Raw genomic sequence first — 13,372 nt, forward strand, 5'->3', positions numbered from 1 at the left:
ATATCGCGCACTCTGCCCCATCGATGACATCGACACTTCTTTTTCGCCTGCTCTCCCCTTTCGCTGCCGCAGCCGTGCTGCTGGCGCCAGCCGCCGTCGCGCAGGCTGCCGCTCCGGCCGCCCTCAAGGGTAATGCGGAAGCAGGCAAGGCCGCGTTTCGGAAGTGCGCTTCCTGCCACCAGGTAGGGCCATCGGCGCGCGGCGGCTTTGGCCCCAAGCTGACGGGCGTGATCGGCCGCAAAGCCGGATCCACCACCGACTACAAGTATTCGGCGGCGATGAAAAACGCGAATATCGTCTGGACCGAACAAAATCTGGCCGGCTTCCTGAAAGCACCGAGCGACTTCATTCCCGGCAATAACATGCGCTTCTGGGGCATCGGCAATGCGCAGCAGGTGGCCGACTTGCTGGCCTACCTGCGCACGCAGTAAGCACATCCCATAACGCATGCACGGACAGGCGCATACCGCATCCAGCCATTGACGCCGGATCAAGCTCCCAGCGCCTGCAGCACGCCCTTGCGCTTCTTGTGCGCTGCTTCATAGACTCGCAGCCGCCTGCGCTGGGCAGCGGACAGGCCATCGAGCTTGTCGCGGATCTGCGCCACCGTCAATTGCTGGTAGCCAGCGATGGGCAAGTCCGGCGATGACGCATCCGAGGCAGCGCCACCGGCTTTTTTCCGCTCCTGCGTTTCCTTCGCTTCACCCGATTGCGCCCTTTGCTTGTTCACGATGCGCGCCGCGACTTCTTCCTCGCGGCCCGGATAGCGTCCTTCCTGCTTGAAATCCCGTTCCAGCTTCTTGAATTCGCGTTCACGCTTGGGGCTTGCACCGACAGGCATGTCCCCTCCGGTCTACGTTTTGGCCGGCAACTTGCGCAGGCACAGGTAAATGGAATACAGCGCCGCCAGTCCCACCAGTACATACACGCCGCGCGAAGCGGCCGTCATGGCGCCGAGGATGCTGGCCACGATGTCGATATCGAACAAGCCCACCAGCGCCCAGTTCAAGCCGCCCACGATCAAGAGGATCATCGAGATCCAGTCGACCACGTTCAAGCGCTTTGCCGACATTTCCTGTTTTGCCGCACCGTCCGATCCTGCCTGGATATTCGCCATATCAGCCTCCTGTAAGAAGAAAGGACCCGCCGCCGGGTCTATCAAGGAACAGTGTAGGCGCGGCACCGGCATGCGCCAGTCGGACGATGCCGGGCATTGAAGTAGGAAGACTCTGTAATCAGGCGGGTGATTTTATCTGGCAACAAGCCAGGCGACAGCGCGCATCGGGTAACTGCAGCTCATTGCCGAAGCTGCTTGTACATGATGGTGGTGGCATCCAGGCGGTTGCCGTCCGGCGCCAGCGCATAGGCGGGGATGCTGCCGGCCACCACGTAGCCGAGCGACAAGTACAGCGCTTGCGCATGGTCACCGCTGCGCGTGTCCAGGGTCAGCAGGCTGCGCGGCAACTGGCGCGCCTGTGCTTCCAGTGCCTGCATCAGCTGGCGGGCGATGCCATGCCGGCGGAAAGTGGGCGCGACCAGCAGCTTGCGCACTTCGGCCCGGTGCGCCTGGTTGGGATTGGTGTCCCAGTCCAGCTGCACGGCGCCCGCCACCCGGCCATCGACTTCGGCCACCAGCAACAGGCGCACGCCGCGCGTGACGGCCGGCAACACATTATCCATCCAGAACGCCTGGCTGGCCGCCGCATCAAAGGGCAAGATAAAACCGATGCTGGCGCCGTCGTGCACGCAGTCTTGCAGCAAGGCGCCCAGTTCCGGCAAGCGTTCACGAATATCGGTGGATGAAAAATGACGTAACGATGCGGACATGGCGACCTCAGACAAGAAAGAGAAAATAGCGGGCGCCGCTGTCTGGCGGCGTCGTGAACGCGCTGGGGCCGTGCAACTGGTAGCGCAGGCAGTCGCCGGCCAATAAATCGTGCGCGCGGCCGTCGACGGTCACGTTCAGCTTGCCTTCCTGCAGCAACAGATGGTGTTCCATGCCGGGCCGGGGCGAGGCGGCATAAGTGATCGTCACGCCCGCATCGAGTTCGCATTCGAGCGCTTCGCCGGCCAGCGCGCGTGACGGGGGCGAAACGGAGCGGCGCCGAAAACCCGTGTCCGGGTCCGTCCATACGCTTTGCTGAGACCGCCGCAACAGGGGCGGGAAATCGTCTTCCACCATGCGCAGCAGGCGCGACATGGCCAGGCCGTACGCGGCGCACAGCTTGCCCAGCACGCTAGTTGTCGGGCTGACTTCGCCATTTTCCAGGCGTGACAGGGTGGCGCGGCTGACCTGGCTGGCACTGGCCAGTTGATCCAGCGACCAGCCCTGCTCCACCCGCAACTGTTTCAAACGCGCGGCCAGCCGCTGTTCCGTCTCGTTATCAGTCAATGTTGAATTTTCCATATATGGGAATTTATCCCACAAAAGAGAACTTGGCAAGCAGTTGCTGCACAGTTGTTCAGCGCACAGACCAGCAAGCCCTCCCCAGGCACGATACGCCATCACTTCAAGGAAAAGCCATGGCCTCCACTCCCGCCACTCCCCAGCCACGTCTGGGTCAGGCGCCCGCGCCGCTGGGCAGGGTCGAATTCCATTTGCAGTTCATTCGCTCATATGCCGATCCCGCGTTCGACGCCGTGCGCGGCGCGTTGGTGCAGGTGGAAGAAGTGGCGTGGAAGAATTACCAGGATGGCCGCAAGGCACCCGTGACACAGAAGGCCGGGCCCGGTTTTCTTGACCCCGATTACGACTTGTCCGTGGAGTGGAAAGCCACGCGCGACCGCCTGCTGGCCGCCGAAGCGCGCCAGAAAGACCCCGGCACGGCGTCGCGCGTGCTGCTGATCTGCGGCGCGGCACGCAATGACGGTTCTTGCCCCGGTGAAATGTCGAAAACGTGGCGCATGACGCAATGGACCAGGGAAGTACTGCAGGTCGACAATATCGAAACGGACGTGCTGGACCTGAGCTTGCTGACCTCCTCGTATGATTTGCACATTCATCCGTGCAAGGGCTGTGTCTCGACAGCCATGCCATTGTGCCACTGGCCATGCAGCTGCTACCCGAACCATGGCGAACGGCAGACGAATGACTGGATGGCGGAAATTTACGAGCGCTGGACGGCCGCGCACGCCGTCATCATCCTCACGCCCGTGTACTGGTACCAGACGCCCAGCGTACTCAAGCTGATGATAGACCGGCTCGTCTGCGCCGATGGCGGCAATCCCGATCCCACGTCCACGCACGGCAAGAAAGCCACGGAAGCAAAGGCGCTCGAACTGCAAGGCTGGAATTACCCGAAACACCTGGCCGGGCGCGCGTATGGCCTCGTCGTGCATGGCGACGTGGCCGGCATCGAAGGCGTGCGTCGGGGCCTGTCCGACTGGCTGGACTGGATGGGCCTGGTTGACGCAGGCGCCAAGGCGCGGCTGGACCGCTACATCGGCTATTACGACAGTTACGCGCAAAGCCACGATACTCTCGACCATGACACCAATCTGCAGGAAGAGGTACGCAACGTGGCGCGCGCCGTGGCCGTCGCCGTCCAACGGCTGCGCGCAGGCACGCTGGCGCCGCCCGATGCGGAGCTCCAGCCTCCCCGGCCAAAATGACACCCGGCACAGCTAGCCCGCCATGCGCGATGCGTGGCGGCATAGCTCCAGGAAACCGGCCAGACGCGGCGAGAGTATCTTCTTGGACTGGCGGATCAGATAAAAGTTGCGCTCCAATGGCGGCAGCATGGTCTCGAGTTCCACCAGTTGCCCGCCGGCCAGCAGATCGGCCACGACGACGCGCGACAGGCAGGCGATGCCCAGACCCGCCGCCGCGCCATATTTGATGGCTTCCGAATTACTGAACTCGCCTGCGGCGCGCAGATAGTGCAGATACGGCACCAGCGCCTGCTCGACGGCTTCGCGCGTGCCTGAGCCCGCTTCGCGCAGCAGCCAGCCTGCCTGGTTCAGTTCCGTAAAGCTGAGCAGATGGCGCAGCTGCGCGAGCGGATGCGTGGGTGCGGCCACGATCAGCATCTGGTCCGTCAGCCACGGTTCCACCAGCAAGCCCGCTTCGTGGCACGGCCCTTCGATCAGGCCGATATCGACACGGAACTCCGCCACGGAGGCCGCGATGTCAGCCGTGTTGGCAATCGTCACCTGCGGAATGCTGCGCCCGTATTGCTGCGCCGCTTGCGCCAGGATCTGCGGCAGCAGATAGATGCCGATGGTGGTGCTGGCGCCGATCTGCAGGCTGACGGGCACGGACGGATCGGCGCCCGCGAACTGGCGCTCGATGCTGGCGGCCCCGTCGCGCATCTGCCGCGCCTGCGGCAGCAGCAGCCGCCCATTGTCGTTGAGCAGCAATCGCTTGCCCACCCGGTCAAACAGTTGCGCGCCCAGCAAGGTTTCCAGCTCATTCAGGGACGCGCTCGTGGCCGATTGCGACAGCGCAATCAAGTCGCCAGCCGCACTGGTACTGCCCGTGTCCGCCACGGCAAGGAAAATCTGCAACTGCCGCAAGGTCAACGCCATCTCATCTACCTATTTTTTAAGTTAAACATACCAAAACAATCCGTTTTACCATTTAATCAGCGAACTGTACAGTCATGACATACGAATACAGAACACGGAGCACGGTATGTCATCCCTCTCAACAACGAACACAAGCAATTTCAGCGACCGCTATGGCCGCCTTCTGCCTGGCCTGCTGCTGAGCGGCGCAATCGCTTATGCCGCCATCGCGCTGGGCAAGCTGGAATGGATGCAAAGCCACGGCATGAGCGCGCTGACCCTGGCCATCATGCTGGGCATCGTGCTGGGCAACAGCGTGTACGGCCGCCTGGCGCCCACCTGCGGCGCGGGCGTGGCCTTTTCCAAGCAGACCTTATTGCGACTCGGCATCATCCTGTACGGCTTTCGTTTGACCTTCCAGGATATCGGCCAGGTCGGCCTGGCCGGCATCGCCATCGATGCGCTGGTGCTGGCGTCCACGTTTGGCCTGGCCATGTTCCTCGGCACCAAGGTATTCAAGCTGGAACGCAACAGCGCCATTTTGATCGGCGCGGGCAGTTCGATCTGCGGCGCGGCGGCCGTGATGGCGACTGAACCCGTCGTCAAGGGACGCAGCGAAGACGTCACCGTGGCAGTTTCGACGGTCGTGGTGTTCGGCACCATCGCCATCTTTTTGTATCCGCTGCTGTACCAGCTGAACCTGGGCTGGCATGTACTGGGCGCCACGCCTGCCGCCTTTGGCGTGTATATCGGCTCGACCGTGCATGAAGTGGCGCAAGTGGTGGCGGCCGGCAAGTCGATCGGGCAGGAAGCGGCGAATGCGGCCGTGATCGCCAAGATGGTGCGCGTGATGATGCTGGCGCCGTTTCTCGTCATCCTGTCGGCCGTGCTGGCGCGCGGCAAGGCGAAGGCCGGTGGCAAGGAAAAGGCGGCCAAGCTGGCCATCCCCTGGTTTGCCTTCATCTTCATTGCCGTGGTCGCCTTCAATTCGCTGGGCCTGCTGCCAGCGGGCACCGTGGCCACCATTACCGAACTCGACACGGTCCTGCTGGCCATGGCCATGGCGGCCCTGGGCTTGACGACACATATGTCGGCCATCCGCCGCGCCGGCATCAAGCCCCTGTTGCTGGCAGGCATCCTGTTCTGCTGGCTGATCGCCGGTGGCGCCGCCATCAACCACGTGGTTGCCAGCCTGTTTGCCTGACCTTGAGCCGGATTCAAGCCGGGGTCACTGACGCGGGAGCCGAAAACTTCGTACAATACAAGTGTTTTGACTCTCAAACCGGCTTCGGCCCCATCCAGGAACATCCATGCACCTCTCGAACTGGCTGCTTTTCTGCAGCGTCGCCCTGCTCGTCACGTTTTCTCCAGGCCCGGCCGTCTTGCTGGCCATCTCGAATGCCATCGCCGTCGGCCCGCGCCGCGCGATGATCAGCAGCATGGGCAATGGGTTTGGCCTGTTCATCATTTCCGGCGTGGCCATGGCCGGCATGGGCGTCGTGCTCGCCACCTCGGCCACGGCCTTCATGCTGCTGAAACTGGCTGGCGCCCTGTACCTCGTGTACCTGGGCATCAAGCAATGGCGCAGCAAGACCAGCGTCGTGGCCGACGCACCCGTGGTGGCTGGCGCGGCGAATCCCAATTCGTTCTGGAAACTGTTCCGCCAGGGCTTGACGGTCGCGCTGACCAATCCGAAAGCCATCCTGTTCTTCTCGGCACTGTTCCCGCAATTCATCACGCCGGGCGAACCCGTGGCCATCCAGTTCACCGTGCTGACGACCTCGTTTGTTGCCTGCGCCATGCTGGCCCATTTGTTCTACGCCAACCTGGCGCGCCTGCTGAAAACCCAGCTGGCCACGCCGGGCCGCGCCAAGCTGTTCAACCGCATCACGGGCGGCGCCTTCGTCTTGCTGGGCCTGAGCCTGCTGCGCCTGCGCAGCAAGGCCGCGTAATTACGCCAGTAGAAACGCCTCGATGCTGGCCGCCAGGGCCAGCGGCGTTTCATTCATCGGATAGTGTCCCGCATTGCCCAGCACCTCGAGCCGGGCTTGCGGGTACCACGCCAGATACGTGCGGCGCATCAGGGCCGTATCAAAACGGGGGTCATGCTCCCCCACCAGCGCCAGCAACGGTAGTTCCACGCGCGCCGCCTTGATGTCTTCACTGAAATCCGTCCCGCTCCACGCGAGAAAATAGGCGGCAAACGCCGCTTGGTCCGAACTTTCCCAGGAGTATTGCGCCTTCCAGTCCAGCCAGGCGGCTGGCAAGCGTTCTCCCGTGCTGCGGTTGATGATGGCGCGCCGCGCCTGCACATTGCCACTGGCGTCGAGAAACAGTTGCCGCGCCGCCCCATCGAGCGCCACGCCACAGCTGGGTACTGGCGCCACGGCCACGAGTTTGCGCAGGCGCAAGGGCGCCAGCAAGGCCAGCCGTTCCAGCGCCATGCCGCCCATCGAGTGTCCCACCACGCTGAACGTGGCAAAGCCCAGGGCATCGGCCAGGGCCAGCGCGTCGCGGGCGACCTCGTCCATCGAGTAGCTGCCATGTGCTCCGCGCATGCCGCCATAGCCGCGATTGTCCATGAAGACATAGCTGAAACCGCCGCTATCGAGGGCCGCTTCCATCGGCCCGAACGCGTGCGCGTCGCCAAACCAGCCGTGCAGGACGATGACGGCGTGGGCGCCATGGCCCACGCGATGATAGGTGTTGTGCATGTTCACTCCTGAAAAAGAGTGTGATGGTAAGCGGCCAGCAAGCGGCCCGCCTTCGATGGCAGGTCAAATACTGTAGAGTACGGGCCATGGATGATTTTTATACGGAAGTGCCGCGCCCCTTGATCGTCACGGCGCGCGACTATGGCGCAGGCGCGATGTTTCCCAGCCACAGCCATGCGCGCGGGCAATTCGCGTATGCGGCGCGCGGTGTCATCAGCGTGCACACACCGCAAGGCAGCTGGCTGGTGCCGCCGCAACGCGCTTGCTGGGTGCCGGTCCAGCTCGTCCACGGCATGCGCATGCATGGCGCCGTGACCATGCACAACGTGTTTATCGACGCAGCCGCCATCGACGGTGCCGGCTTGCCGCCCCACTGCCAGGTGCTGGACACACCGCCGCTGCTGCGCCAGTTGCTGGCCGAGGCCGTGACCGTCGACGCCCTGTATGCGGAACAATCGCGGGCAGGACGATTGATGGCCTTGCTGCTCGATGAGATTGCTGCCGCCAGGCCCCTGCCCCTGAGTGCGCCCCTGCCGCAGGAACCGCGGCTGGCAAAGCTATGCATGAACATGCTGCAGCAACCGAGCCTGGACAGCAATCTCGATGCGATGGCGACGCAGGCAGGCATGAGCCGACGCACCTTTACGCGGCAATTCCGCATCCAGACGGGACTGGGCTTTGCCCAATGGCGCCAGCAAGCTTGCCTGCTGGCCGCCATCACACGGCTGGCCGAGGGGCAAGCCGTCACCAGGATCGCACTCGACCTCGGTTATGCCAGCCCCAGCGCCTTCACGGCCGCCTTCCGCCGCGTGCTGGGCCAGGCGCCCAGCGATTATCTGTCGAACTAGACAATGATGGCGGCGATGCGCTGCGCCAGCGCCTGCGCCAGTTTCTGCACATGGTAGCCGTCGACAAAGCCATGGTGGGCTTGGGCGGAAAACGGCACGCGCATGCGGCCATCGTCCTGCGCGGGGCCGAACTTGCCCCAGGTAAAAGTCGGGATGTCGGCGTCGCGGTGACGGTAAATCGGGTGCTCGATGGCCGCCAGCTCCAGCCATGGCAGGCAGGTGATGAAGATATTGTTGCGCTGCTCGCGCTCGGTTTCTCCCGCACCCGTGTTGATCAACGTGCTGCTCGCTTCGGCCAGGCGTTTCGCTTCCAGGCTGCGCGCGATGAATAGATCGAGCTGGTCCGTCATCGCGAAGCGCGTGTAGTTGAGGTTCTCGTCGCCGTTGATGACGGTGTACGAGGCGGGGAAATCGTCGATCCTGATCACTTCGCCCTGGTGGATACGGTACATGAAATTGTCGATTTCCCTGACCGTATTGAGCAGGCAGAACAGGAAAAAGTGGAATACGGGGATTTTCCGTTCCTTGCACCAGGGACGGAAATCCGGCACGTCGAGCTGGAAGTTGATGTTGACGAGGGGATTGTCAAACGCCCGGAACAAGTCATAGCGGTCGCGCCGCTTTTCAAAATTTTTCATGCGGCGAGTGTAGACGATGGCGGTGCCGGTGGGCAAGTCATACTGTATCGCCACCGTGCGCCAGGCCCCGCTGCACCTTCCACGCCAATGGCAAAGTCAACAGCAATACGGCCGCCAGCGCCAGCAAGGCCGTGTTCACACTCGTATGGTCGCCCAGCGCGCCGAACAGCACGGGCGACAGCGCGCCGCCGCCGATGCTGCCCGTGTAGAACAGGGCAAACGCGTGCTCGCGCTTGCCGGGCTCGGCCAGTTCCGGCACGGCGCCATACAGCACGGACGAGGTGCCGTTCAGCGCCAGCCCCAGCAGGGGCAGCATGGCCATGACGCCGGCCAGCGGCAGCAACAGGGCCAGCACGATCAGCAGCGAGGTCATCGATTCCGTCAGCCACACGGTCTTCATCATGCCGATGCGTGCGCCCAGATAGCCGCACAGCAGCTTGCCGAAGGCGCCGCCCACGAACAGCAGCGATAAGGCCACGCCGATGCCGGCCGTGCCCGCCCCCTTGCTTTTCAGCAGGAATGGCAGGAAAGTGAGAAAACCCATGCGTACGGCGCTGTCCAGGGTACCCGTGGCCAGCAAGGCGCGGAAACTCGCGGGCGAACCATTGCCCGCAATAGGCTTGCTTACTTTTTTCTGGCTGGCCTGGATGTCGCCGGGCTTGGGCAGCAGCCACCACAGCAAGCCGGCCGCCGCCAGCCCCAGCAAACCCAGCAGCGAGACGCTGGCTTGCCAGCTGCAGACCAATAACAGCAAGCCCACCAGCGCGGGTATCAGGGTCTTGCCGATATCGCCGGCAAAATTGTAGTGCGACAGCGCTTCCTTCACACCGCCACCCGCCTCGTGCGTATCGGTGACGATGGACGAGGCCAGCGGATGCTGGGTGCTGGCACCCAGGCCGCCCAGCAGCAAGGCGAACAGCAGCACGGCCAGGCCGCCCGCCTGCCCCGCGACCAGGTAGGCGACGCCGGCCAAGGCCGTGCCGCCCACCAGCAGGCGTTCGCGCCCCCAGCGCCTGGCCAGGCGGCTGGCCAGCAACTGGAAGCCTGCCATCATGCCCGAGTACGAACCGCGCAGCAGGCCCACCATGGCGTAGCTGATGGCGAACTGCGCCTGCCAGATGGGCAAGAGCACGTAGATGACGTCCGTCAAGCCGTCATGCACGGCATGCGCGCTGCAGGCGGCGAACAGCGAGCGGCGGCGCAGGGATTTGTCGGTAACGGTGGGCGTTGCGGACAGCGAGGTGGCGGACGGGTCGGTCATGGCTCTGCGGGTATCGGGAGAGATATCTAGTATACAAGTCTCTGCTCATCCGCGTGCCACGGCTTCCTATCCTTGCGGGTTGATCAGCGCATTGAGCACCATATCTTCCCACTGGCCGGCAATTTTCAGATAGGCCCTGGCATAACCTTCGCGCTCGAATCCCAGCGTACGTAACAGGCGCTCGCTTTTCACGTTGGCCGGCATGTGGTTGGCCATGATGCGGTGCAAACCCAGCTCCCCGAAGGCATAGCCGATCCCCGCCGCCGCCACTTCGCGCATCAGGCCTCGGCCCTCGCAAGCCTTGGCGACGGAGTAGCCAAGATTGCAGGCCTGCAGCGGCCCCCTGACGATATTCGTGAAGTTACACCCGGCAACCATCTTCTGCGAGTCGCGTCCGATGGCGATGAAATTGACGGCATTGCCATCCAGGAATGCGCGCCAAGCGCTCGCGGCACGCGCATGGCAGGCATCTGCGGTATAGAACTGGCTGTCGCGTTCGGGCTCCCACGGCGCCAGGTGATGCCTGTTTTCCTGCTGGTAGGCAAGCAACAGACCCGCATTGCCGGGGTGGAGCACGGTCAAAATGGTCTGTGGCGTTACAATCGTGGGCAATGGCTGCATGGTTCTCCAGAGTTGCGCGTCGTCACTGCACTCTGCGGTATCCGGCCTGCCGCGTCAATACCATCGTTGGCCTTGCACCGCCACGACAGGCGGCGCAAGGGTTCTTTCTTACTTGGCCATCGCATCCTTGGCCATGCCATCTTTCTTCATTTCATCCTTTTTCATCTCGCCCTTGGCCATGCCGTCTTTTGCCATGCCATCCTTGGCCATGTGATCCTTCTTCATGTGCTTCTTGGCCATCGGCTTCTTCATGCCGTCCTTGTCCATCGCATCCTTGTGCATGGCATCGGCCGAAGCGTCCTTGGCCATGGCGTCTTTTTTCATGGCGTCCTGGGCAAATGCGGCGCCCGACATGAGGATGGCGGAAGCGATGATGGCGGTGATGGTGGTTTTCATGATAGGTCCTTGTCTCAGTGTGGGATGGGCGAGATTGCCCGGTGGTAAAGCTGTTGCTGTGCTACAGGTGTTGCCAAAAGTGATCAGGAGCCGCCGAACCAGTTGTATCCCTGATTCTCCCAATACCCTCCCGGATAGGTATTCGTGACAAAAATGGCCTGGATGTGCTTGGGGTTCTTGTAGCCCAGCTTGGTCGGCATGCGCAGTTTCATCGGATAGCCATATTTGGGCGGCAATTCCTGGCCGTCATACGTCAGGGCCATGATGGTTTGCGGATGCAGGGCCGTCGCCATGTCGATGCTCGTAAAATAATCGTCGGCGCATTTGAAACCGATGTATTTGGCCGTCGTGTCGGCGCCCACCCGCTTGAGGAAGTGGGAAAACGGCACGCCGCCCCACTTGCCGATGGCGCTCCAGCCTTCCACGCAGATGTGGCGCGTCACCTGCGTTTCCTGCGGCAAGGCGCGCAACTGGGGCAAGGTCCACGCTTTCTTGTCGGCGATCAAGCCGCTCAATTCCAGGCGCCAGGCCTCGCCGTCGACCTCTTCCACTTCATCTTCGCCGTAATACGCGTTGAACGGAAACGGCCGCGTGATCATGGAATCGGGATAAGTCGGCGCCAGTTTATTAGGGTCGAACAGCCAGCCTTGCACCTTGTCATTGAAGCGCGAGACCGCCGTCAAGGCTGTCTCGATGCCGGACGGGTCGCTGGCGTTGCATCCCGTCAGCAAGGACAGGCCGCCCAGGGTCAAGCTGCGCTGCAGGAACAGCCGGCGCGACGGCTGCTTGATCTGGCGCAAGGCGCTGGCCAGCATGGCCTGGCCCTGCTCTTGCACAATGATGGTTTTTTTCATGCTCATCTCCTTAGCGGCCGCGCAGCATGGCGACCAGGGTGCGCGGCACCAGCGCCACCATCAGCAGGTGCACGCCGACAAAGCCTGTCAGCAGCGCCATGGCGATGAAGTGGACCCTGCGCGCGCTCTCGTAGCCCCCCATCAGCTCGCGCAGCAGGGGAAATTGCACGGATTTCCACAACACCAGGCCGGACAGCACCAGCGCGATGCAGTCGAGCATGACGAACAGGTAGGCGGTGCGCTGCACCATGTTGTAGTGGCGCGGGTCCGCATGGGCCAGCTTGCCCTTCAGCGCGGCGACCAAATCGGCCAACAGCAAACGCGGCGACAGGGGAAAGAACTGGCGCCGCAGCCGCCCCGAGACGATGTTAATCAGCAGATACAGCAAGCCATTGGCCACCAGCAGCCACATGGCGGCGAAATGCCACTGCAGGGCGCCGCCGAGCCAGCCTCCCAGGGTCAGGGCGCGCGGCAGTTCGAACGGGAAAAACGGCGCCGCGTTATAGATGCGCCAGCCGCTGGTGGCCAGCACCACGACGGCCACGGCATTGAGCCAGTGCGTGATGCGCAGCCAGGCTGGGTGGATCACGCTTGCTTGTCCGTTCATCACATCGCTCCCTTCGCGCAGGATGCCGTGCTGACGGCTTGCAGGATGGCGCTGCTGTCGCTGCGCTGCACGAAGGCCACCACTTGCAGCTGCTCCGGGCGCCAGCTGGCGGGCAGCTTGACTTCACGGCGCAGCTGGGCACGGCCTTGCGCCAGCGCAACTGGCCCCAGCCACAGGCGCACGGCCGCGTCGTGATGCAGGGTGGCGCCGCGGTTTTCGCCGCGCAGCACCTTGGACACGATGGCGCTTTCGCTGATGGCCACGTACAGTTGGCCGCTCGTCCGCGCGTCCGGCGCGCTGGCATTGGCTTCAAGCACCAGTTTCCCACCTGGCCCCGGCGTGGCGGACAGGCCGATATTGACGGGCGCGGTGGTGGCGTTGATGCGGCGGATGGCGGCTGGCAGTTGCGTATCCCAGCTGCGCAATTCCGTGCCGCCGACGAAGAACTGCGGCGTGTAGGCCACGTGGCGCGGCTGGTGGCGCAGCAATTCGGCCTGGCGCGCATCGAATTGCGCCTGCGCCAGCGGGTCCGTCCAGCCGATCTGGTCCCAGTAGGTGACGTGCAAGGCCAGCGGCACGATCAGGCTGGCCGCTCCCGCTTCCTTGCGCAAGGCGCTCAGGCGCTGGTCGGCGGGCGGGCAGCTGGAGCAGCCTTCGCTGCTGTAGAGCTCCACCAGCGCCGCCGTCTGGGGCCCGCTTTGCACGGCGCAGCGCTGGCCGACTGCCATTTGCGCCATGGCCGGGGCGGCCACAGTCATGCTCAGTACGGGTAAAAGCAGTGTTGCAAGGCGGTGCTTGATGTCCATGGTCGTTACCCGGTATATTGAATTAAGAAGCGTGCTTGCCTGTCAATTCGCCGCATGCCGCGGATTGGTTACAGCCACCATCCATTATTTTTTGAATTTATTTTTCCAACGCCTGTCACCA

General features: G+C 63.2%; 18 protein-coding genes. 5 read left to right on the top strand and 13 right to left on the bottom strand.

The features are described 5' to 3' along the window. Positions 1-23 precede the first annotated feature (23 nt). Complete coding sequence (locus MRBLMS1_RS00520; RefSeq protein WP_456149880.1) at positions 24-431, top strand: c-type cytochrome; 408 nt, start codon at positions 24-26, stop codon at positions 429-431. 59 nt (positions 432-490) lie between these two features. Here the strand turns inward: MRBLMS1_RS00520 and MRBLMS1_RS00525 are convergent, their stop codons facing one another. From MRBLMS1_RS00525 to MRBLMS1_RS00540, 4 genes are all read right to left on the bottom strand, one after another. Beyond that, positions 491-841, bottom strand: coding sequence for a hypothetical protein (locus tag MRBLMS1_RS00525; RefSeq protein ID WP_485877106.1), 351 nt, complete (start codon positions 839-841; stop codon positions 491-493). A 12-nt stretch (positions 842-853) separates the two neighbouring features. Continuing rightward, a complete protein-coding gene (locus tag MRBLMS1_RS00530; RefSeq protein ID WP_070302572.1) occupies positions 854-1,117 on the bottom strand; it encodes a DUF378 domain-containing protein in 264 nt (87 codons plus the stop codon). 179 nt (positions 1,118-1,296) lie between these two features. After that, positions 1,297-1,827, bottom strand: a complete 531-nt coding sequence (locus tag MRBLMS1_RS00535; protein ID WP_485877108.1) for a GNAT family N-acetyltransferase — start codon at positions 1,825-1,827, stop codon at positions 1,297-1,299. A 7-nt stretch (positions 1,828-1,834) separates the two neighbouring features. Beyond that, the gene (locus tag MRBLMS1_RS00540; protein WP_485877110.1) at positions 1,835-2,407 is read right to left on the bottom strand and encodes a helix-turn-helix domain-containing protein; all 573 of its coding nucleotides are present in this window, start codon (positions 2,405-2,407) and stop codon (positions 1,835-1,837) included. Positions 2,408-2,523: 116 nt separating this feature from the next. Here MRBLMS1_RS00540 and MRBLMS1_RS00545 point away from each other — a divergent pair, with 116 nt between their 5' ends. Beyond that, positions 2,524-3,612: a flavodoxin family protein gene (locus MRBLMS1_RS00545; RefSeq protein ID WP_485877112.1), complete on the top strand. Its 1,089-nt coding sequence runs from the start codon at positions 2,524-2,526 to the stop codon at positions 3,610-3,612. Between the two features lie 12 nt (positions 3,613-3,624). Here MRBLMS1_RS00545 and MRBLMS1_RS00550 read toward each other — a convergent pair whose 3' ends face one another. Next, positions 3,625-4,527 carry a LysR family transcriptional regulator gene (locus MRBLMS1_RS00550; RefSeq protein ID WP_485877114.1) on the bottom strand — a complete coding sequence of 301 codons (903 nt, stop codon included), beginning with the start codon at positions 4,525-4,527 and terminating at the stop codon, positions 3,625-3,627. 106 nt (positions 4,528-4,633) lie between these two features. Here MRBLMS1_RS00550 and MRBLMS1_RS00555 point away from each other — a divergent pair, with 106 nt between their 5' ends. Together MRBLMS1_RS00555 and MRBLMS1_RS00560 are read left to right on the top strand one after the other, a co-directional pair. Next, complete coding sequence (locus tag MRBLMS1_RS00555) at positions 4,634-5,710, top strand: YeiH family protein (RefSeq protein WP_485877116.1); 1,077 nt, start codon at positions 4,634-4,636, stop codon at positions 5,708-5,710. A gap of 106 nt (positions 5,711-5,816) precedes the next feature. Beyond that, entirely contained in the window at positions 5,817-6,458 is a 642-nt protein-coding gene (locus MRBLMS1_RS00560; protein ID WP_034755914.1) for a LysE family translocator, read from the top strand. On the opposite strand, the gene MRBLMS1_RS00565 is transcribed toward MRBLMS1_RS00560, so the two are convergent. Beyond that, positions 6,459-7,220 carry an alpha/beta fold hydrolase gene (locus MRBLMS1_RS00565; RefSeq protein WP_485877118.1) on the bottom strand — a complete coding sequence of 254 codons (762 nt, stop codon included), beginning with the start codon at positions 7,218-7,220 and terminating at the stop codon, positions 6,459-6,461. Between the two features lie 86 nt (positions 7,221-7,306). On the opposite strand from MRBLMS1_RS00565, the gene MRBLMS1_RS00570 reads away from it, so the two are divergent. Continuing rightward, a complete protein-coding gene (locus MRBLMS1_RS00570) occupies positions 7,307-8,068 on the top strand; it encodes an AraC family transcriptional regulator (RefSeq protein WP_485877119.1) in 762 nt (253 codons plus the stop codon). Here MRBLMS1_RS00570 and MRBLMS1_RS00575 read toward each other — a convergent pair. From MRBLMS1_RS00575 to MRBLMS1_RS00605, 7 genes are all read right to left on the bottom strand, one after another. After that, on the bottom strand, positions 8,065-8,742 hold the full coding sequence (locus tag MRBLMS1_RS00575) for a CatA-like O-acetyltransferase (protein ID WP_485877120.1): 678 nt from the start codon (positions 8,740-8,742) through the stop codon (positions 8,065-8,067). The two genes, MRBLMS1_RS00570 and MRBLMS1_RS00575, sit on opposite strands and share 4 nt — an antisense overlap. A 1-nt stretch (position 8,743) precedes the next feature. Further along, positions 8,744-9,967 carry an MFS transporter gene (locus tag MRBLMS1_RS00580; RefSeq protein ID WP_485877122.1) on the bottom strand — a complete coding sequence of 408 codons (1,224 nt, stop codon included), beginning with the start codon at positions 9,965-9,967 and terminating at the stop codon, positions 8,744-8,746. 66 nt (positions 9,968-10,033) lie between these two features. After that, the gene (locus MRBLMS1_RS00585; protein WP_485877124.1) at positions 10,034-10,588 is read right to left on the bottom strand and encodes a GNAT family N-acetyltransferase; all 555 of its coding nucleotides are present in this window, start codon (positions 10,586-10,588) and stop codon (positions 10,034-10,036) included. Between the two features lie 108 nt (positions 10,589-10,696). Then, positions 10,697-10,984, bottom strand: coding sequence for a pentapeptide MXKDX repeat protein (locus MRBLMS1_RS00590; RefSeq protein WP_139089252.1), 288 nt, complete (start codon positions 10,982-10,984; stop codon positions 10,697-10,699). Positions 10,985-11,067: 83 nt separating this feature from the next. After that, positions 11,068-11,799: a molybdopterin-dependent oxidoreductase gene (locus MRBLMS1_RS00595; protein WP_485878933.1), complete on the bottom strand. Its 732-nt coding sequence runs from the start codon at positions 11,797-11,799 to the stop codon at positions 11,068-11,070. Positions 11,800-11,848: 49 nt separating this feature from the next. Continuing rightward, on the bottom strand, positions 11,849-12,445 hold the full coding sequence (locus MRBLMS1_RS00600) for a cytochrome b/b6 domain-containing protein (protein WP_485877126.1): 597 nt from the start codon (positions 12,443-12,445) through the stop codon (positions 11,849-11,851). Beyond that, positions 12,445-13,251 (bottom strand): DUF1223 domain-containing protein, encoded by an 807-nt coding sequence (locus tag MRBLMS1_RS00605; protein ID WP_485877127.1) that lies wholly within the window; start codon positions 13,249-13,251, stop codon positions 12,445-12,447. The genes MRBLMS1_RS00600 and MRBLMS1_RS00605 overlap by 1 nt, the downstream gene beginning before the upstream one ends. Positions 13,252-13,372: the final 121 nt, after the last annotated feature.

Source organism: Massilia sp. LMS1-1-1.1, assembly GCF_040815535.1.
GTDB lineage: Bacteria > Pseudomonadota > Gammaproteobacteria > Burkholderiales > Burkholderiaceae_D > Janthinobacterium > Janthinobacterium aestuarii.

Coding starts and splice junctions, on each gene's coding strand:
- MRBLMS1_RS00520 (WP_456149880.1), top strand. CDS start 24: ATGACATCGACACTTCTTTTTCGCCTGCTCTCCCCTTTCGCTGCCGCA.
- MRBLMS1_RS00525 (WP_485877106.1), bottom strand. CDS start 841: ATGCCTGTCGGTGCAAGCCCCAAGCGTGAACGCGAATTCAAGAAGCTG.
- MRBLMS1_RS00530 (WP_070302572.1), bottom strand. CDS start 1,117: ATGGCGAATATCCAGGCAGGATCGGACGGTGCGGCAAAACAGGAAATG.
- MRBLMS1_RS00535 (WP_485877108.1), bottom strand. CDS start 1,827: ATGTCCGCATCGTTACGTCATTTTTCATCCACCGATATTCGTGAACGC.
- MRBLMS1_RS00540 (WP_485877110.1), bottom strand. CDS start 2,407: ATGGAAAATTCAACATTGACTGATAACGAGACGGAACAGCGGCTGGCC.
- MRBLMS1_RS00545 (WP_485877112.1), top strand. CDS start 2,524: ATGGCCTCCACTCCCGCCACTCCCCAGCCACGTCTGGGTCAGGCGCCC.
- MRBLMS1_RS00550 (WP_485877114.1), bottom strand. CDS start 4,527: ATGGCGTTGACCTTGCGGCAGTTGCAGATTTTCCTTGCCGTGGCGGAC.
- MRBLMS1_RS00555 (WP_485877116.1), top strand. CDS start 4,634: ATGTCATCCCTCTCAACAACGAACACAAGCAATTTCAGCGACCGCTAT.
- MRBLMS1_RS00560 (WP_034755914.1), top strand. CDS start 5,817: ATGCACCTCTCGAACTGGCTGCTTTTCTGCAGCGTCGCCCTGCTCGTC.
- MRBLMS1_RS00565 (WP_485877118.1), bottom strand. CDS start 7,220: ATGCACAACACCTATCATCGCGTGGGCCATGGCGCCCACGCCGTCATC.
- MRBLMS1_RS00570 (WP_485877119.1), top strand. CDS start 7,307: ATGGATGATTTTTATACGGAAGTGCCGCGCCCCTTGATCGTCACGGCG.
- MRBLMS1_RS00580 (WP_485877122.1), bottom strand. CDS start 9,967: ATGACCGACCCGTCCGCCACCTCGCTGTCCGCAACGCCCACCGTTACC.
- MRBLMS1_RS00585 (WP_485877124.1), bottom strand. CDS start 10,588: ATGCAGCCATTGCCCACGATTGTAACGCCACAGACCATTTTGACCGTG.
- MRBLMS1_RS00590 (WP_139089252.1), bottom strand. CDS start 10,984: ATGAAAACCACCATCACCGCCATCATCGCTTCCGCCATCCTCATGTCG.
- MRBLMS1_RS00595 (WP_485878933.1), bottom strand. CDS start 11,799: ATGCTGGCCAGCGCCTTGCGCCAGATCAAGCAGCCGTCGCGCCGGCTG.
- MRBLMS1_RS00600 (WP_485877126.1), bottom strand. CDS start 12,445: ATGAACGGACAAGCAAGCGTGATCCACCCAGCCTGGCTGCGCATCACG.
- MRBLMS1_RS00605 (WP_485877127.1), bottom strand. CDS start 13,251: ATGGACATCAAGCACCGCCTTGCAACACTGCTTTTACCCGTACTGAGC.